The following is a 17,867-nucleotide window of genomic DNA, read 5'->3' as shown; positions in this document are numbered from 1 at the left end:
CCCCTAAATTTTCCATTCACAAATCATGGATAACTCCTGATCTTTTAAGCGTGCAGTAAGATTACCTTCCATTTTCGTCATCAGGCTTTTAGCAATGGCCAGACCTAATCCTGTGCTTTTTTCCGTTCTCGTTTTGTCTGCTTTGTAAAATCGGTCAAAGAGAAATTGAATATCCTGTTCACTTAATTGTTCAACAGTGTTACTAATGGTCAGTTGTACGGATGATGGCCATTTTTCAAGCCGGATGGAAACATTTCCACTTGAATGTTTAATCGCATTAACCATTAGGTTTTCTATCACTCTTTTCACTGCAGAGATATCACCGATGATCTCAATCTCTTCGTCTGGGATATGAAGTGCAGGCTCAAGGCCCTGCTGATTAAAGGACTCATAAAAGCCTACCAAAACCTCTAATACTAATTGGTTCAATTTTACTTTTTCAGGCTTTAACGGATAATCGGCCGATTCAATGATTGATAACTCAAAAAAATCCTCTAATAAGACCTTTAATCTCAATGCTCCCTTTTTTACCACTGTAGTATACTCTGCTTTTTTCTCTGTGGATAATTCATCTGATTCCAAAAATTGAATATACCCTAAAATAGATGTCATAGGCGTACGAATATCATGTGATATATTCGCAATTGCCTGCTTTAGTTCATTCTCTTTCCGTCGTTTTTCTGCGTTTGCCTGTTTGGTGACATCAATTTGCTTGTTTATTTCTTTCACAAGCTTTTCCATATCCTTATCAAAAAAAGCAAGGTCGATTTTTTTTTCAGTACGCTCGTGATTTAACTCGTGCAATTGCTTTTCAGCTCTTCTTATTTCCTTTTTCAACAAATAAAAACGAGTGAGGACGAATACAGTTATGACGATTGAAGTGACGGCTATATAGACGATAGTTCTCACCCGCTTTCCTTGTTACTTGATTTCCTTCCTTTGAAACACAAAACTGCCTATAAGTCCAAAAATAATAAAGGTTATGATGGGTACCAGGATCAACTTGAGTAATTCACCAGACGCAAGATCATATTTGGCAATATCTAAATAGAGCTTGAATGCAGAATAATTAAAAATCGTTTCAAATAAGGATAATTTTTGACTTAACATATATAAAATACTATCAAAAAGAATAAAGAATAAGATAAGAAATCCAATTGTTTTTCCACCGTCTGTAAATAATATCGCAGCTAAAGCCATCATAGAAGCAAATGCGGCTGCGTATAGAACGGTTAATCCCATCGTTCGAACGAGAAATCCTACATCTGGCATGTCATTAAATCCAGAAAAGATCGCCGCAACCCCAGTCATGAACACAGGGAATATCAGTGAAATAATGGCTGTCCCTAATGAAAAGACAATTAATTTAGAAGAAAAAATACGAAATCTACTATTACCAGAAGCCCCCATACTTTTCATTGTCCCAATTGAATATTCACTTGAAATAAAGAAACCGGCAAGAATACAAGGAACTAATCGAACAATATAATTATTTCCTCCAAGAGCTGTTAACGTGTATAAATCCTTCACGGAAACCGGATCCGTACCAAATACTCCATCCTGAAAAAAGATTAGCATTGGATAAAAAACAGCCGCTCCGATGAGCCCAATGACCAATGTCCAAAATGACCGATCCTTCCTCAACTTAAATAACTCAAATTTCAATAGATTATCCATGCTGAACACCACCGATCCGATTGGTAAAATAGGTTTCTAGGTCTTCGCCCATCGGCATAAATTGCTCGATTAATAAACCGTTATCTGTAAGGAGTTTTGAAACTTTGCTTGGAGCTTCCAGGTGACGATAAAGCTTAATTTTCCCGTCAGGCAAGACATCATAATGGGTAGTACCTAGCACGGTCTCAATGATCGTAGCCGCTCTATCTGGATTATCCACTTTAATATGAATATACTGCTGACATTTTTCATTAAGCTCATTTGCCGTTAATTGCTCCAACAATTCACCCTTATGAATAATTCCATAGTGGGTAGCAAGTAGATGGAGTTCACTTAAAATATGACTTGATATTAGGATGGTAATTCCATATTCCTGATTAAGCTTTTTCAATAATTCTCGTATTTCAACCACGCCCATCGGGTCAAGTCCATTGATGGGTTCATCAAGAATTAGGAATTCTGGATCACCTAACAACGCAATCCCAATTCCAAGTCTCTGTTTCATTCCTAATGAAAAATTCTTTGCCTTCTTTTTTCCTGTATCTTGAAGTCCAACAATTTCAAGTATCTTTTGGACACATTCCCTCCCAGGAATTCCTTTTAATAGTCTGTGGGCTTCTAAATTTTCAGCTGCACTCAAATGCGGATACAAGGCAGGACCTTCTATTATCGTCCCTATTCGCTTTCTAGCCTCAATATGCTCCCGCTCATGATTTTGTCCAAACAATTCCATCTTCCCCATGGTCGGAAAAGCAAGACCTGTTACTATTCTAATAAGGGTTGATTTCCCTGCACCGTTTTGCCCAATAAATCCATAAATAGCGCCTTTTTTTATCGTAAGATTTACCTTATTAAGGGCCAATTGATTTTTATATTTCTTTGATATGCTATTCGTTCTTAGCACATATTCAACCATATTGTTTCCCTCCTTTATGTGATGCTCTTAGTTTAGAAAGGAAATCATAAAAAAGAGTTAATAAAAGTCTTAAGAAAGTCTTAAGCTTTCAATTTATATCCGACACCCCAGACCGTCTCAATATAATCTTCGTTTGGATTGGCTTTCGATAGTTTGCTTCTGAGGTTACTCATATGAACACTTATCGTATTGTCATCTCCATAGTATTCCTCATTCCATACACTCTGAAACAAATTGGATTTTGTGAAGACTTTCTTAGGTGACGACATAAGTAGGGTCAAAATGGCATATTCTCTTGCTGTAAAAAAAAGGGCCATTCCATTCACCTGTACTATTTGCGAATCTGTATCAATACGAATATCCTTATACCTTAGCTCTGTACTTTGTGAATATTGCCTTGTTTGTCGATATCTGCGCAAATGGGAATCAATCCTCGCAGATACTTCTTCTATATCAAAAGGCTTCGTTATATAATCATCCGCACCTGATCTTAATGCTTCTATTTTTGTTTGCTGTTCACTCTTCGCTGATATGATCATGACAGGAACAGGACATTGTTCGGTTATTTTAGCAAGAAGCTCTTCGCCTGACATTCCGGGGAGCATCAAATCTAACAGCACCATATCCCACTCTCGCTGCTCCAAGTAAATCATCGCTTCTGTTCCAGAAAAAGCAGGCTGTGGCAGATAACCACTATTTCTTATAATGTCACACAATAATTGATTAATATCATTATCATCTTCTACCACTAAAATTTTTATTTCCTTTTCCATATGATCAACACCTTAATAATAGATTTAGCATCTTGCTTATCATTGCAAGCCTTCTGTTTCTGTTATTATTTTAACAAAATATCTATAGGTGCTGCTAAAGGTTGTTGAAGGAAATAACCCAATACCTGAAAAAAGACCTTTAACCTCCTTATCAGTCAAACGGATCGCGGGTATGATAGAGTGGAATATGGTGAAATGTGAATTTCTTTTGAAGGAAATAATGGGAGGCGTTAAAATGGAATATCTCGTTGATTATAAAGACGTGTCTATAGCTGGCCTAGAAACGTCACCTGTAGCAGAAGCGTTGGCTGGTTTACGGGCTAATGAAGCCAGGTACTTTATGAATAAATACAAGCATGAATTTACGGTTTTCCCCGCTAGCGAAAGTCAAGAGACGCTTGATTATGTGAACCGAATTTTGAAAGAAGAACGTGATATTGAGTTTGCAGCCAAGCCTTTAGAAACGTCGCGTTTTCAAGTGGAAAATATCAAATGGACCTTTGTTTTCTATGAGGACGGTCTGGAAGTCAACATTCTGTACACGGTTGATGGTCCTAAGCCGAAGCGGGCAGTGGGTTTTAAGCTTTCTGAAGGGATGGAGGTACCAAGTGAATTAGAAGGAAAGTTTAAGTTTGCTAAGCGGAAGTCTAAACTAGGGCTGAGGTGCCAGGCACCTCAGTCTCCTTGCTTATACGCCGCGTTTATTTCCCCAAATATATGTATGTAGCTGGGGAAGCACTCTGACCTGATGTAATTCCTTATCCTGCATCACTTTATCAATTAGCTTTTCATACTTCATTAATAAGTGAGAGACCAATTGTTCGTTATCCTTTGTCTGATTATCATCGTTACCAACCTGGAGATAGAACGGGATTTCAGGATAGCGGAAATGCACTTGTTTGGCAAAATCGTAATCTTCATTGGTAAAAACAACCACTTTTAAACTAGTATTCTCTATTTTAGATGCTAGTTTGAGGCGATCGATGATTTTATCTAAACGATGAAAATTCGTCTTCATTTCGGAGCTCGGTGGCTTCGGCGAAAGAGTTAATTGATCGATGTCATAAAACCAATCCTGCCATTTGCTTCCTTGTGTTTCGAGACAAATCTTGATCCCCTTTTTCTTTAAAAGATCAATCAAACCGCTAAGATTGGGTAATAATGCAGGGTTTCCGCCTGAGATCGTGACAAAGGAAAAGCCCTCCCCTGCCAGTGAAACAAGCTCCTGCCATATTTCTTCCGCATCCATCTGCTTGATTAAAGCCTTTCCCGTTCCATCCCATGTAAAGGCAGAATCACACCAGGTACAGGAATAATCACAGCCTGCCGTTCTAACAAACATCGTTTTTTGCCCGATGACCATTCCTTCCCCTTGAATCGTCGGCCCAAAGATTTCTATAATCGGGATTTTACTCAACTTCCATCCACTCCCGTCTCGCCTCTGCATAGCTCGTAGGTGTCTCATATAGACGGACAAACTCTACCCTTGGACTGTTATATTTTTGCGTTCTCTCTTCTTTTTGTATGGCTTCTGCCATCTTTTCATAGATCCAAACGACCATGTTTTCCGCTGTTGTATTCATTGGCGGAAGTGTTTCATTGACATATCGATGATCGAGAAAAATTTCAATTTCATTTTTCCAAATCTCCTTCATATCGCCAAAATCAATCATAATGCCTCTTTCGTCTACATAACCACTCAGCCCAAAAATCACTTTATAGGTATGACCATGTAAATTTTTACACTTGCCGTCATAGTTGTGTAAATGGTGCGCTGCATCAAAAGTAAATTCCTTACTAACTAAAACTCTTTTAGAATGATATTTTAATTGTTCGCGATGAATATCCTGATCCAGCTTTTGGAGCTTATCCACAATTCGAAAACCATACATAGATTCAGTCCTCCTTTCTGGTGCTCAAATAGTGATTGAGCCCTCTTTTTCTTAATAGACAGGCAGGACATTCCCCGCAGCCGTCCGAAATAACCCCGTTATAGCAGGTTAAGGTTTTCTCTCGCACAAAGTCTAAGACATTCATTTGATCTGCCAGTTGCCATGTTTCTGCTTTATCCAGCCACATTAATGGTGTATGAATCACAAATTCCTGATCCATCGATAAATTCAAGGTAACATTTAATGATTTGATAAAAACGTCACGACAATCAGGATACCCGCTAAAATCTGTTTCACACACACCTGTAACAATGTGCTTGGCCCCAACCTGACTAGCAAGCACACCAGCAAACGAGATAAATAATAGATTCCGTCCTGGCACAAAAGTAGATGGCAGCTCTCCCTCCTCCCCTTCTTTCACTTCCATATCGTCTCGAGTTAAAGCATTGGGTGCCAACTGGTTCAATAATGACATATCTAATATATGGTGTTTGACACCTAGCTCATTCGCAATATTTTTCGCACATTCAATTTCTAAAATATGTCGCTGGTTATAATTAAAGGTAACCGCTTCTACCTCTTTAAAGGTTTCGATGGCCCAAAATAAACAAGTTGTACTATCCTGTCCACCGCTAAATACAACCACTGCCTTTTCATCTTTAAGCATATTTAAATAACTCCTTTCAAAATACAAAAAAACAGTACCCCAAGACGAAGTACTGTTTTACTTAGTTTTTTTATCGAGGGGGGCTAGAACCTCTATCGTAAAAGTACGAATGTTTATGTAATTGTAAAGTATATTGTTAGTTTACTATTTTTTTCCCGATGTGTCGATGTGTTGTGATAGGCATCTTTTTACACTTAAAAGAATTAGTCATATATGCAACGACTTACGAAATAGTCCAAATGGTTGAACGTTATATATTATATAACATCTAGCCACTTTATAATGATTTCTCTAAGCTGTTTTTCTTTCGCATAAACGTTCGTTTTATCCGTAAATTTCATCATGGCCCTGTCAACAGATTTCCATTCTAATAACCCACTTGTATCATTAATCAGTGGTTCCTTTGTATTTCGTTCTTTTACCTTTGCTCCACAATGGAAGATGAGTCGGAAAAACCCTTTACCATTAAGGTTAAAGTAATGCGATCTTCACCATCATAACAAAAACTAGGTGCATTCCATTTAATATGTTCGGTAATTTTTTGATCCGTGCTGAGAATGATTTGACGAACCATGGAAATTTCCTCTTTAAGCGGATGTTGAAGCTCATCCATAAATTCCGTAACCTGTTCAGGACCAGACAACTTGTTTCTACCATTCATTTTCTTATTTGATGTCATGATAATTGCACCCCTTACACGGATTATTTTGAGGATAGTATTTCCTGTTTTTCTATGGAAGCTCCACCCATATCAAATACCTTCCCTTTGTTCCAAAGGGACAGGACTGTCCCCGTGGAACATTCTTTAAAAAAGCGCCTCTTTTATGAAATTGTATTGGTTAACGTTCCGATTTGCTCAATCGTGACGGTCATGACATCACCGCTTTTTAGGAAGCGCGGCGGTTTGAAGCCTTTACCGACTCCTTCAGGTGTGCCGGTTGCAATGATATCGCCCGGTTCAAGTGTCATTCCCTTGGATAGGACATGAATAATTTCCTCAATCGGAAAAATAAAGTTTTCTGTGTTGGATGACTGTCTAACTTCACCATTAATTTTTGTTTCAATGTTTAAATTATGTGGTTTTTCAATCTCAGAGGAATGAACAATCCACGGTCCCATTGGGCATGTGGTGTCAAGGCTTTTACCGATAAAATATTGCTTATGCTGCGCTTGCAAATCTCTTGCCGTTACATCATTCAAAATCGTATAACCAAACACATAGTCTAAAGCATCCTCCCGGCTGATGCCTCTCCCCTTTTTCCCGATAATCACCGCTAATTCGCCTTCATAGTCCAGCTCACTTGTCACTTGCTGATGATTTAACACTTCAGCACCACAGCCAACAACGGTCGTTGGAGATTTTGTAAAAATAATCGGATGCTCCGGAATATCCTCCTTACTTCCCATTTCAATCGCATGCTTCGCATAGTTTTTTCCCACACAATAGATATTTTTGCGTGGAGTTGGAATGGGCGCCAGTATCGTATATTGGTCAAGCGAAAGAAAGGAATCTATGTTTACTTTTTCCATCAACTTATGTACCTTTTCAATAAATTCATCGCCTAGATCAATCGCCTGCAGCATGGTATCTGGAAACGGAGTATTCTCTATTTCCTCCCATGCCTTCTTTAAAGGTAAAACACGTGTACCTGATTCATCCACTACACCAATAAATTCACCGCTTTGATCCTTCACCGTTACAAACTTCATTCCATCACCTCATATAGATTGTCTGCTCACCAAATGTTCTCTCTTAAACCATTCATCTATGAACAGTTCTATTTTACCATTTGGAAATGGAATATACCCTTAATTATTAGAATTTTTCAAAAATATAACACAAACTGGTTTAGGAAAGGGTTTGATACTTATAGGAAATTGGACGGAATGATTGCTGGTATTGAATTTATTAAGTTCACAAAAACAATCCTATTAAGTTACAATTAGTAAAAAGTACATAATGAGTAAAATGCATTTATATAATAGCGATTTCACCATAGAGTCTCGCTTTGAATAAATTTCAGGAGGTGGCTTACATGGACTATTTTTATACTTCGCAGCAAAGAAATGCCCGATTGAGTACCTTAACAGAGAATCAGCGTCTTTTTTTAATTGAAAAGTTAAAAAGAGGCAAGCGAACCGTTTTCTCGAATGCATTAGCCTTGGGGAAAGGTACCTACTTAGGCTCCGACCAGGATTTAGAACAGGAAATTCAACTATGGGAATTCATTGATTTATTAGATGGAGGGGAAGGAAATCGACCTTATCGCTGCGAGTGTGGCATGTCCCTCCGTTATCAATATATTGTTAAAAACATACGGTCAGGAGCAATAAAAAAATTCGGGAGAAATCATTTCGAATTTCACACAGGAATACCCGCTAATATTGTGAAGGATATTATAAAAGGATTTGAGTCAATTGATTATGAATTAGATGAAATTCTCTATAAATTAGAGAATGGCTGGGATCGATCCCTTATAAAGAAGATCATAGACTATAAACTAGAGATTCCGATAGAAATATATGAACAGCTTCAGCTTAGATTACCTTTACTTGATAAACAGATGAACAGATTAGCCGAGCTGGTACGGGAAAAAGAAGAAGAATTACACATACAAAAATATATAAAAGAGCTTGAAAAACTGAAGGAAGAGCAGCGAAAAAGAAACTTATCGGTTTCTAAGTCTGTAACGAAGCCTGTTGTAAATGAGATACCAAGATCACGTCCCAAAAAGCTGGCCAAGAAGCCTTTAATCACTACTCCTTTGGGTTCAATCGCCCATCAGTTGATTATTCAATCATTAGAGAACAACGGGACCATCAGTGTACTAGAACTTTGCGAGGAACTGAATACAATTGAGCATAACTATAAAGGATACTTCAGCACAGGGAAGCCCCTCATTTATCCTCACGTAGCCATGTTTTTGGATCAACTCGTTAAGCAAGGGCTATGTCGTCTAGAAAAAGGCGAACTAGATGATCGCTGGTATTCAGTTGTTTAATACTGAAGGTACAGAAACAATCGGATGGTTCAGATTTTGTTAACAAGAGGAAAAGCCCTTCCCCTTACCCAACAAGGGGCAGTTCTATACACCACCGTATAATTAGTGATTGAAAATAGCGGAAAAAGTTCTGTAGAGAATTTCTCTACAGGACTTTTTCCTGTAGCATTACCTAGTTAATTATTTAATTTTTGCTCAATCTTGTTAGTTTTTCGTTTAATTCCTTCTACCTCTTTGAACAATAGATCAATATCAGCTTGATTATCTTGAACCTTTATTCGTAAATCTTTTCGAATAGTAGTAAAGTTTTCAGTCATTAATATTGCGTTATGTCTTATAATCTCTTTAAGTTCACTTTGACCTTTGTCCAAACCATCAAGACGATTGATTACTTCGACTCTAAATTCATCCACTTTGTTGAATCTCTCGTCTACTTTATTAAATCGGTCATCTACTCCATTGAATCTATCGTCTACTTTATTAAACCGATCATCTACTTCGTTGAATCTCTCGTCTACTTTATTAAACCGATCATCTACTTCGTTGAATCTATCGTCTACTTTATTAAATCGGTCATCTACTTCGTTGAATCTCTCATCTACTTTATTAAATTGGTCATCTACTTCGTTGAATCTATCGTCTACCTTATTAAACCGGTCATTTACCTCTGTTCTAAACTCCTGCATTTCTTGCGAATTCACTTTCACATCTTTCTCAATTGCGTTTAGGCGATCATCCATTGGTTTTAATTCTTCTTTTAAAACTGAACGTAATAATTCTTGTAATTCCTTACTCATCATTCATTACCTCCAAGTTTTTTATATTATAACATAGCAAAGAAAAAACGGCGTTAACCTAATCCTATGGAAATCTATTATGTTTTGAATTGAAATCGTTTTGTATAGATTCATTATATTACAAGAACAAACGTTCGTCAATTATACAGATGACAACTATTACCAAATTTTTAGTCCTTAATCTCCAGGAGTCTATCCACTGAAATGAAAAGGCAACAGACACCATCCAAAATTCGGATAGTGTCTGTCGCCTTTTATTCCTTGCCCTCAATCAAATACTCCAATACCTCCTCCAACGCTAAGCGCTGGACCTGCCCAATTTCGATTTGCGCTTTTGCTAAGACTCGTTCCAGCTCCCATAGGTTATCCGTAACAATCTGCATGGGTGCAGTGCCGTAATGAATGACGTTTGGGTGCTGTTTGATGGAATCGGTGATGTTTGTGACCCACACTCGCGCCCATTGATCATAGATTTCGTCTTTATTGTACGTATGAACGACACGTCCTTCGTCCAGCACCATGATTTCATCACAAAGCTGATTGATTTCATCGACGATGTGTGTGGCCAGCACGATGCTTTTTTCACCGTCATCCATAAAATGAAGCAAATCCTCTTTCATTTTCCGCTGTGACACCAGATCCACTCCGGCGGTCGGTTCGTCTAACAGAAGCAGCTCCGGATGGTGGCAAAGGGAGAAAATAAACTCGACCTTTTTCTTTGTCCCTTTTGAGCATTTGCTGAACCTTTCCGAAACGTCAATTTTATAGCGTTTCACTAGCCTTTCATACATTTCCTCGTCCCAAGAAAGATACCAGCGGGAAATCAGCCTCTTCATTTCTGAAATTGAGAGAAAATCATAGGCCTCCAGCAATTCTCCAGCATAGCCGACCTTTTGCTTCCACTCAGCATCAATGTGTGTCCTGCCGAACATCTGAACTTGACCGTCATCCTCTTTTAAGAGATTCATCAAGAGGCGAAATAAGGTACTTTTCCCCGAGCCATTCGCTCCCACTAAACCGATTACAATGCCTCTTTCCACCTTGAAATCGAGCGGACCTAGCGTAAACTTTTTATATTTTTTCGTTAAACCTATAACTTCCACCAGCGAGGTTTGCATCTTCATCCCCCATTTTTATAGTATCTTTCAACCGTTTCGTGAAAAATAGCGCCCAGTTCCTCTTTCGTACAGCCAAGCTGCTTTCCCTGTTCAACCGCTTTTTCAAACGCTTCATAGATGACCTTTTGCTTCGTTTCTTCCATTTGTACACTTTCCATTTCCCGGACAAACGTCCCCTTGCCCTGGATGGTTTTAATAAAACCCGCGCTTTCTAAATTTTGATACACCCTTCGCGTTGTAATGACGCTACAGCCCACATCACCTGCCAAAGCCCGAATCGATGGAAGCGGCGTGCCAGGCGGAAGCTGCCCGCTTGCAATCAGGGTCTTAATTTGAGTTTCGACCTGATGATAAATAGGCTCTCGGCTTTCCTCTGATACATGAATGGGAATTTTCATAGAAATCCCGCTTCCTTTCTATAGATAATCTCGATTTTCCAAACGAGTTTTTAGCAACCGATTCCAACCAAAGCAGCCCAGGGCTCCAATAACTAGCGAAATCACCGCTGCCGGCCAGCCAACCCCTTTGATGAGTTCAAAGCTTATTTCTACCATCCCAATTCCGTTAAGCATGAAAATCACTTCCACCACGACAAACAGTGCCATATAAAGATAAGGTAGAACATGCAGCATGGTCCCCTTCATACCGTATTCAATATACGGATTCATGCCGCCCACCATCATCGCAAAGCCAAACCAAAAGAAGACAAAGACCACATATTCACCAAACGTCAGCGTGTCAAAAATAGGTCCCATATATCCATACAAAACCGTCCCCATCATGCCGTAAAAAGCGAGGGACATGATCACTAAGGTGCTTATCATGAGAAGGATTCGGCTTAAGGATAAGACCGCAACCGGGATGGGCAGCGAACGGAGGACAGCCATTCGCTTCCCATACGGATTCTGCCTCGCATTTTGAAAGCTTAAATACGGTTTTGCCATAAAAAAGGTCGCTAAGGACGGTGCAATTCCAACAAAAAACAAATCTAACAAAAAGCGGTGCAGGAACACGGAAAAATCCTGAAATCCATCTCCACTGGGCCCTGTCAGCATCAAGCCGACAATGCCTCCAAGAACAATACTGGCGATAAAGGTGCCAATAAAGGCCAGCCACTGATATTGATATTCCTTTTTCACCAGCCAAACGGCTTCCTTCAACATAGAATCACTCCTCACTTTAGATTAATTTTGAAAATAGTTAAGAATCCCGCGATCCTTCAAGCCTAATAGGTCGATACCAAAATAAAGCAGGACAGTAAAGACAATACTCCAAAGGATAATACTCGCTGAAACCCAAAGGAACGTACTTTTTTTCGCTCCACCAAAGGACATGCTCGCTAAGGCGGTTAAATGACTGCCGACCAAAAGCGGTCCGAACATCGCGAGCCCCGGTAGCCCAAACTTTTTCCACAAATTCGCCGCCCGTTTTGTCCGCTTCGTTTCTTTCTGTTCGTCACTATTCTTCCGTTTCCTTCGCCAATTTTGAAACTGATCAATAAACTTCACTAATAGAAAGACCGTCAAAATGTTTCCGGCTAAACCAAGCAAGAAAACCGGAATCATCGGCAATCCAGCAATGACCGCAATCGGAATGACCCCATACCCTTCAAAAAACGGCACGGCCGCCAAAACAAATACCAAAACATAACCCCAAATAACCTTCATATACTTTCTCCCCTTTTTCTAAGTGTATATCTGTGTATATCTATATACACAGTATAACACCAGAAAATATATTAGCAACCCCTTTTTCAGAATTATTGAAAAGGGTGCCAGGCACCATCCAGAATTTGGATGTTTCTATCACATTTGATTTTCTTGCCAAAAATTAATAAGACGCTCCTCATATGAAGGAGCGTCTTGTATAGCCACTTAATGGGCCAGTGAACCTGTCCCTGTGGACCATCTCATAAATTTATATTGTTTAAACAAAACTAAGCAGACAATAAACATCTACATGTAGTAGAACATAACTAAGTTTTAGAAAGGAAGGAAAAATATTGCTAGAAGAGGATAGAAAAGCAATTGAAGACTTTCTAATGGATGTAGATATACTCGATCATTTGGAATCAAAAATTTCTAATTTCAATATTTTTGAAACGCTAGGTATTGTTAATACTGAGATTAGACACAGTAATGTAATCGCGTGGCTTTTAACCCCAGATGAAACTCATGGTCTAGATGATATATTTATTAAGAAGTTTTTACAGGAAGTTTTCTATAATCATCGAAATAGTATTCAAAACTCAAACATTGACTTGTTTAAAATTTCCCTGATGGATTATAGAAGGTTTATTGTACGCAGGGAATGGAGAAATATAGATTTACTTATTTTTTCAGATGAATACAAGATTGTTATCATCATCGAAAATAAAATTTGGAGTAAAGAATCTAACAAGCAACTCAATAAATATAATAATACCATCCAAGAAGAATTCCTTGGTTACAACAAGTTCTTTCTATTCTTAACTCCTATTGGAGACAGACCCAGTGACGAAGAAAACTGGTTTAGTATTAATTATCATTACATAATTGAAGCTTTAGAAAAATCAAAAGCCTTGAAAAAAGATAATATCAGCATACAAGCATGGACTTTTATGGAGCACTATCTAGAGATATTAAGGAGGTATATTGTGGGTGATAAAGAATTAGAAAAAATATGCAGAGAAATCTATTATAAGCATCAAAAAGCACTTGATTTAATATTTGAATACAAGCCAGATATTTATTCTGAGATAGCAGAGACCATAACTGATAAGTTAATAAATCTTCCAAATATTATTTTAGATGTTTCAGGCAAAACCTATATCCGTTTTACTACTTCCAAATTAGACTCCATAATCACAGCAAAAGGGAGTGGCTGGACAAATACGAAAAGAATACTCTTATTTGAGGTTCAGAACAGAACTGAAAAAGTGGTATTAAAACTTATTATAGGACCTGGAAAACCTTCAACCAGAGATAGGCTTTTTGACATAAGTACCCAACATAAGGATAAATTTATCGGAAGATCTATAAAATTACGAACTCAATATACTCAAATATTCTCAAAGGAATTGATATCAAAATCATTTTTTGAACAAAACGATGTTTCTTCGATTAAAGAAAAGTTAATCTTTGAATTAAAACAGTTTCTTAATAAAAATCTAATAGAATTAGAAGAGATAATACTTAATAACTTTCCTTTAAATGACGATTAGTCAAACTTTTCTATAGTAGCTACCATGAAGTTCGTTCTATCATATATGATAGTTACTATAGAAACAGTTAAAGCTAAATATGCTTAAAAAACTAGTTGTTAAAAAAGTGATTGAAATCCAATTGTTCTTATTGATTAATAATGCTAAGAATCTCCTCACCGTATTGTTCCACTTTTTTATTTCCAAACCCTTTTATACTAAGAAGTTCTTTTTTTGTTACTGGTCTTATTTGTGTCAATAAATCCAACATTTCATTTGTAAATACCATATAGGCTTTTATCTTTTCTTCTCTAGCTTTTTGTAATCTATATTCCTTTAAAGCATTATATAAACTTAAATCAGTTTGAACCTGTTCAGTAGTATTACCACTATGAAGATCTTCATTGGATAAAGAATATTTTGCTTTGTAGTCATAGGTTATCGTCTTATGATGATCCACAAGAAAATCTGCAATCTGGTACATATATTTTTCAAACATATCCTTTTCATTTTTAGGATCGCTTAATTCATTCTTTAATAAGGTGTTAACTTGATCATATTTATAAATATTGCCCTGTACATGTATCGGGGCCTTTTGTTTATTAACAATTGTTGTGGGATTAGCTATGACTACAGCAGATTTAATCGGCAGTGTTTTAATAACTCCTTCATTAATGAGAATTTCTCGTAGAATATTAACATGCCGTTCATTTTGGGATATGGGGCTGTACATCCCTTCTTTTTTCACAACCTTACCATTGCTATTTTTGATAATTCTAATAAAATCCCCATCTGCATTAATTTCAATATCCCCACTAAGCTTTTTCGATTCTAAAACGTAAATGAACTTGTTTGTGATTAGAATAAAATCAAATTGCGCCACGTAATCCTTATATTCAAGCCGAATATCATGCAAACATAACATAGGAATAAATGAGTTCTTTAATTCATAATAGAGATTTTTTTCTCCTTCTAAACCGTACTTTAATAACGCAATATCTCTCTCAATATATTTCCTTTTATTCGATACTACTGTATGTAATAGCGCCGTTAATTCTCTTAAGTGCTTATTTTCCTTTTCAAAATCCTTCTTAAAAATTGGACCTGTAATGGTTCTTTTCCCATTAAATACATGATAAAAAGCTTTATCAAATAAGCTCACTTATTATTCCCCCTTTAATAATAAAGATATTTCTACTTCATAGAATACCTACTCAATTTGCAGCCACCCATTTATATATGTATATATAAGAAAATATACGTTCTTTGTGATTATCTATAACACTATTATACTATAACTTTTTCATTCTCCAGAAGGAGATGATAAAGGATTCATTGATTCATTTATATGGAATAAGGCTGTAATACTGAGAATTAAAAATATTAAAGAATCATTATCATCATTAAATTATTAATAATTCATAGAATCGAACACTCCTCATTTTGTTGGTTTTATATAAAACCCATCATTTGGATAACGCCTGGAACCGATGTTTTTAACATGCTATAGTATATTTATTGGAATTTTTCCACTAACATATTTCGGAGGTAATACGATGGGAAAGCAGGAATATGCTTTTGCCTTTATTCGCGAACAAAATCAAGAGTGGGCACAGCTTGCAAAGGATTTTGAAAAACTTTTGTTCACGGATATGGAAGCTGCTTTAATGAAGGCAAGAAAATTAACTGAGCATATAATTGAAGATGTCTATCAAAAAGAAGAAATAGATTACCCGACTTTTGCCAAGCATGCGGAAAGATTAATGATAGTAAAGAATGCCGGAGTCTTTGAAGAGGACTTGTTTAAAGCATTTGACAGAATTCGGAGATTAGGAAACACTGCTGTCCACGATAAACAAAAGATTCCCTTCTCTGATGGGTTAAAGGTACATTTTAATTTATATACCATCCTAAAATGGTATACAGAGTCCTATTTAAGCTTTGATATTAAGGTACCTGAATACCAAGATCCAAAGCCGGTGGACTTGGAAGAAATGATGGACGATAAAATGAAGAAGCTGCTGCATGACTACTTGCCAAATTACTTAAAGGAAATCGGTCAAGTACAGGATGGAAATTCACTAGAAGTCGAAAAAAACGAAACACCAGCTGAAAATGAGCTTCCAGTTCTGCATGACTCAAGACTTCTCTATCAGCTTAATCAGTTGAGAGAATCTGCAAAGGGTGCAGTTGAAGGTCCTAACGGATTAAGTGATTTTAAACAATATTTACATGTGAAGCGACCAATTGAAGAGAAATTAGAAGCATATGTACGCGAATGTGCGAAAGCCTCTACTAGTCGACTAATTTTTCTTTGCGGAAGTGTCGGAGATGGGAAATCTCATCTTCTAGCCCGTCTGTCCACAACAATGCCTGAGATAATGGATACATTCACTATACATAATGATGCAACAGAAAGCTTTGACCCAAGAAAAAATTCCTTAGATACTCTGGCATTGGTTTTAGATAGCTTTTCAGACGACAAGATTGATACAAGCAACGAAAAGCTCATACTGGCGATTAACCTTGGTGTGCTAAATAACTTTATTGAGTCCCCGTATGCAGAGGAAAAATATCAAAGGCTGAAGGACTATATATTAGAGGCAAATGTATTTGATTCAAATGCCATAACGAATCCACCAGAGGATAATCATTTTATTCTCCTTAACTTTGGTGATTATCGAACCTTCGAGCTGAGTGCAGAAGGACCCATTTCTTCGTATCTATCTGAATTATTTCAGCGAATCACGATTCCAATAGATGAGAATCCTTTTTATCAGGCATATTTGATGGATAAAAAGGAATTAGCCACTAATCCACTTTTGGTGAATTTCGAAATGTTCACGTCAGAATCTGTTCAAAAGCAAATCATTCAGCTTATTATTAAAACCATTATGAAAGACAAGGTCATTGTTTCTTCACGTGCATTATTGAATTTTATCTATGACATCCTTGTCCCAACCTCCGTAGAGGAAATTCGAACATCCGACTTTATTGATATGTTGCCAAGCCTATTGCCTAACCTATTGTTCGAGGGCGTTGAAAAATCTCATCTTTTAAGAATGATTGCCAACCATGATCCCATTCATCGTCGAATAAAGGAGTTAGATGAAAAGTTAATCAGCCTGAATAATTCAGGAAGCTATTACACCTTTTTCAGAGATGTGATATACGATCCGGATGCCCAGGGATGGATGAACCTATTAGAGCCTATTGAGGAAGTAGCACTGCTAGATAAGGATACAAAAAGGGAGCTAAGCGAATTATTTATTCGATCAACCTATTTATACGAATCCCATCTACAGCTTGCATTTAAGGATCTTGTCTATGCGAATTATATGAAGTTTTTGTATGCCTATAATACAGATAGAAAGCCAATGCTACAAAACTTGTATTTTGATATTGAAAAAGCCATCTACCTTTGGAGGGGCAGTCCAAAGAATAACTACTTATATATTGACCCAGAAGGCAGCACCATTCGAATTGCGGAACCACTAGAAATAAAAAAGGCACCGATTACAATAAAAAATGAAAAAATTGATGTGGTCGAACGATTTACTCCTACTATCTTTCTTGGCTTTAGATGTGACCCTTATCCAGAGGTTCATAAGGTTGAAATTGATTTACAGCTGTACGAAATGGTTATTAGGGTAAAAAATGGTTATCGTTTAAATAAAAAGGATCGCGAGGATTCGATTCAATTCATCGATTATATCGAGAAGCTATTACCATTCGGAAAGCAGCAGGAGGAAATTCTCATTAAGGATATTGAGCATCGCCTGTCTTTCCGTTTACTTTACGATTCAGAATTTGAATCCTATTCATTTTACAGGGAGCAGTGATG

The 17,867-nt window shown here is 37.2% G+C and carries 19 protein-coding genes; 4 read left to right on the top strand and 15 right to left on the bottom strand.

Annotation, left to right across the window (positions count from 1 at the left end; genetic code table 11):
• Window positions 1-3: 3 nt before the first annotated feature.
• The 4 genes from BQ5321_RS09425 to BQ5321_RS09410 all read right to left on the bottom strand — a co-directional run bounded on the left by BQ5321_RS09425 (window position 4) and on the right by BQ5321_RS09410 (window position 3,366).
• Window positions 4-909 carry a sensor histidine kinase gene (locus BQ5321_RS09425; RefSeq protein WP_315970099.1) on the bottom strand — a complete coding sequence of 302 codons (906 nt, stop codon included), beginning with the start codon at window positions 907-909 and terminating at the stop codon, window positions 4-6.
• Between the two features lie 12 nt (window positions 910-921).
• Window positions 922-1,677 (bottom strand): ABC transporter permease, encoded by a 756-nt coding sequence (locus tag BQ5321_RS09420; RefSeq protein ID WP_071394250.1) that lies wholly within the window; start codon window positions 1,675-1,677, stop codon window positions 922-924.
• Complete coding sequence (locus tag BQ5321_RS09415; protein WP_071394249.1) at window positions 1,670-2,593, bottom strand: ABC transporter ATP-binding protein; 924 nt, start codon at window positions 2,591-2,593, stop codon at window positions 1,670-1,672. The genes BQ5321_RS09420 and BQ5321_RS09415 overlap by 8 nt, the downstream gene beginning before the upstream one ends.
• 80 nt (window positions 2,594-2,673) lie before the next feature.
• Entirely contained in the window at window positions 2,674-3,366 is a 693-nt protein-coding gene (locus BQ5321_RS09410; RefSeq protein ID WP_071394248.1) for a response regulator transcription factor, read from the bottom strand.
• A gap of 235 nt (window positions 3,367-3,601) precedes the next feature.
• Between BQ5321_RS09410 and BQ5321_RS09405 the strand changes: the two genes are divergently transcribed.
• Complete coding sequence (locus BQ5321_RS09405; protein ID WP_234978378.1) at window positions 3,602-4,093, top strand: phage tail protein; 492 nt, start codon at window positions 3,602-3,604, stop codon at window positions 4,091-4,093.
• Here the strand turns inward: BQ5321_RS09405 and queE are convergent.
• The 5 genes from queE to BQ5321_RS09380 form a co-directional block, all read right to left on the bottom strand.
• Complete coding sequence (gene queE / locus BQ5321_RS09400; protein WP_071394247.1) at window positions 4,055-4,783, bottom strand: 7-carboxy-7-deazaguanine synthase QueE; 729 nt, start codon at window positions 4,781-4,783, stop codon at window positions 4,055-4,057. The two genes, BQ5321_RS09405 and queE, sit on opposite strands and share 39 nt — an antisense overlap.
• A complete protein-coding gene (gene queD / locus BQ5321_RS09395) occupies window positions 4,776-5,258 on the bottom strand; it encodes a 6-carboxytetrahydropterin synthase QueD (RefSeq protein ID WP_071394246.1) in 483 nt (160 codons plus the stop codon). Before queD ends, queE begins: the two co-directional genes overlap by 8 nt.
• Window positions 5,259-5,262: 4 nt before the next feature.
• The gene (gene queC / locus BQ5321_RS09390; protein ID WP_261798740.1) at window positions 5,263-5,952 is read right to left on the bottom strand and encodes a 7-cyano-7-deazaguanine synthase QueC; all 690 of its coding nucleotides are present in this window, start codon (window positions 5,950-5,952) and stop codon (window positions 5,263-5,265) included.
• 391 nt (window positions 5,953-6,343) lie between these two features.
• Window positions 6,344-6,604, bottom strand: a complete 261-nt coding sequence (locus BQ5321_RS24645; RefSeq protein ID WP_234978377.1) for a DUF1801 domain-containing protein — start codon at window positions 6,602-6,604, stop codon at window positions 6,344-6,346.
• Between the two features lie 143 nt (window positions 6,605-6,747).
• Window positions 6,748-7,635 (bottom strand): fumarylacetoacetate hydrolase family protein, encoded by an 888-nt coding sequence (locus tag BQ5321_RS09380; RefSeq protein WP_071394244.1) that lies wholly within the window; start codon window positions 7,633-7,635, stop codon window positions 6,748-6,750.
• Between the two features lie 326 nt (window positions 7,636-7,961).
• Between BQ5321_RS09380 and BQ5321_RS09375 the strand changes: the two genes are divergently transcribed.
• Window positions 7,962-8,927: a DUF3895 domain-containing protein gene (locus BQ5321_RS09375; protein ID WP_071394243.1), complete on the top strand. Its 966-nt coding sequence runs from the start codon at window positions 7,962-7,964 to the stop codon at window positions 8,925-8,927.
• Window positions 8,928-9,103: 176 nt separating this feature from the next.
• Here BQ5321_RS09375 and BQ5321_RS09370 read toward each other — a convergent pair whose 3' ends face one another.
• The 5 genes from BQ5321_RS09370 to BQ5321_RS09350 form a co-directional block, all read right to left on the bottom strand.
• The gene (locus BQ5321_RS09370; RefSeq protein ID WP_139187777.1) at window positions 9,104-9,667 is read right to left on the bottom strand and encodes a hypothetical protein; all 564 of its coding nucleotides are present in this window, start codon (window positions 9,665-9,667) and stop codon (window positions 9,104-9,106) included.
• Between the two features lie 311 nt (window positions 9,668-9,978).
• A complete protein-coding gene (locus BQ5321_RS09365) occupies window positions 9,979-10,842 on the bottom strand; it encodes an ABC transporter ATP-binding protein (RefSeq protein ID WP_071394241.1) in 864 nt (287 codons plus the stop codon).
• Window positions 10,843-10,844: 2 nt separating this feature from the next.
• Window positions 10,845-11,240, bottom strand: a complete 396-nt coding sequence (locus BQ5321_RS09360) for a GntR family transcriptional regulator (RefSeq protein ID WP_071394240.1) — start codon at window positions 11,238-11,240, stop codon at window positions 10,845-10,847.
• Window positions 11,241-11,258: 18 nt separating this feature from the next.
• Window positions 11,259-12,005 carry a hypothetical protein gene (locus BQ5321_RS09355; RefSeq protein WP_071394239.1) on the bottom strand — a complete coding sequence of 249 codons (747 nt, stop codon included), beginning with the start codon at window positions 12,003-12,005 and terminating at the stop codon, window positions 11,259-11,261.
• A gap of 21 nt (window positions 12,006-12,026) precedes the next feature.
• Window positions 12,027-12,509: a small multi-drug export protein gene (locus BQ5321_RS09350; protein ID WP_071394238.1), complete on the bottom strand. Its 483-nt coding sequence runs from the start codon at window positions 12,507-12,509 to the stop codon at window positions 12,027-12,029.
• A gap of 335 nt (window positions 12,510-12,844) precedes the next feature.
• Here BQ5321_RS09350 and BQ5321_RS09345 point away from each other — a divergent pair, with 335 nt between their 5' ends.
• Window positions 12,845-14,044 (top strand): PDDEXK-like family protein, encoded by a 1,200-nt coding sequence (locus BQ5321_RS09345; protein ID WP_234978376.1) that lies wholly within the window; start codon window positions 12,845-12,847, stop codon window positions 14,042-14,044.
• A 127-nt stretch (window positions 14,045-14,171) separates the two neighbouring features.
• Here the strand turns inward: BQ5321_RS09345 and BQ5321_RS09340 are convergent, their stop codons facing one another.
• The gene (locus BQ5321_RS09340) at window positions 14,172-15,185 is read right to left on the bottom strand and encodes an HRDC domain-containing protein (RefSeq protein WP_071394237.1); all 1,014 of its coding nucleotides are present in this window, start codon (window positions 15,183-15,185) and stop codon (window positions 14,172-14,174) included.
• A gap of 394 nt (window positions 15,186-15,579) precedes the next feature.
• Here BQ5321_RS09340 and dptF point away from each other — a divergent pair, with 394 nt between their 5' ends.
• Complete coding sequence (gene dptF, locus BQ5321_RS09335; protein ID WP_071394236.1) at window positions 15,580-17,865, top strand: DNA phosphorothioation-dependent restriction protein DptF; 2,286 nt, start codon at window positions 15,580-15,582, stop codon at window positions 17,863-17,865.
• Window positions 17,866-17,867: the final 2 nt, after the last annotated feature.

The sequence above is a fragment of the Bacillus tuaregi genome, assembly GCF_900104575.1.
GTDB lineage: Bacteria > Bacillota > Bacilli > Bacillales > Cytobacillaceae > Bacillus_BD > Bacillus_BD tuaregi.
Note: the sequence above shows the minus strand (reverse complement) of the source record. Positions and strands in the feature narration are given on the sequence as shown.

Coding starts and splice junctions, on each gene's coding strand:
- BQ5321_RS09370 (WP_139187777.1), bottom strand. CDS start 9,667: ATGGATGATCGCCTAAACGCAATTGAGAAAGATGTGAAAGTGAATTCG.
- BQ5321_RS09360 (WP_071394240.1), bottom strand. CDS start 11,240: ATGAAAATTCCCATTCATGTATCAGAGGAAAGCCGAGAGCCTATTTAT.
- BQ5321_RS09410 (WP_071394248.1), bottom strand. CDS start 3,366: ATGGAAAAGGAAATAAAAATTTTAGTGGTAGAAGATGATAATGATATT.
- BQ5321_RS09380 (WP_071394244.1), bottom strand. CDS start 7,635: ATGAAGTTTGTAACGGTGAAGGATCAAAGCGGTGAATTTATTGGTGTA.
- dptF (WP_071394236.1), top strand. CDS start 15,580: ATGGGAAAGCAGGAATATGCTTTTGCCTTTATTCGCGAACAAAATCAA.
- BQ5321_RS09365 (WP_071394241.1), bottom strand. CDS start 10,842: ATGCAAACCTCGCTGGTGGAAGTTATAGGTTTAACGAAAAAATATAAA.
- queD (WP_071394246.1), bottom strand. CDS start 5,258: ATGTATGGTTTTCGAATTGTGGATAAGCTCCAAAAGCTGGATCAGGAT.
- BQ5321_RS09415 (WP_071394249.1), bottom strand. CDS start 2,593: ATGGTTGAATATGTGCTAAGAACGAATAGCATATCAAAGAAATATAAA.
- BQ5321_RS09375 (WP_071394243.1), top strand. CDS start 7,962: ATGGACTATTTTTATACTTCGCAGCAAAGAAATGCCCGATTGAGTACC.
- BQ5321_RS24645 (WP_234978377.1), bottom strand. CDS start 6,604: ATGACATCAAATAAGAAAATGAATGGTAGAAACAAGTTGTCTGGTCCT.
- BQ5321_RS09405 (WP_234978378.1), top strand. CDS start 3,602: ATGGAATATCTCGTTGATTATAAAGACGTGTCTATAGCTGGCCTAGAA.
- BQ5321_RS09420 (WP_071394250.1), bottom strand. CDS start 1,677: ATGGATAATCTATTGAAATTTGAGTTATTTAAGTTGAGGAAGGATCGG.
- BQ5321_RS09355 (WP_071394239.1), bottom strand. CDS start 12,005: ATGTTGAAGGAAGCCGTTTGGCTGGTGAAAAAGGAATATCAATATCAG.
- BQ5321_RS09350 (WP_071394238.1), bottom strand. CDS start 12,509: ATGAAGGTTATTTGGGGTTATGTTTTGGTATTTGTTTTGGCGGCCGTG.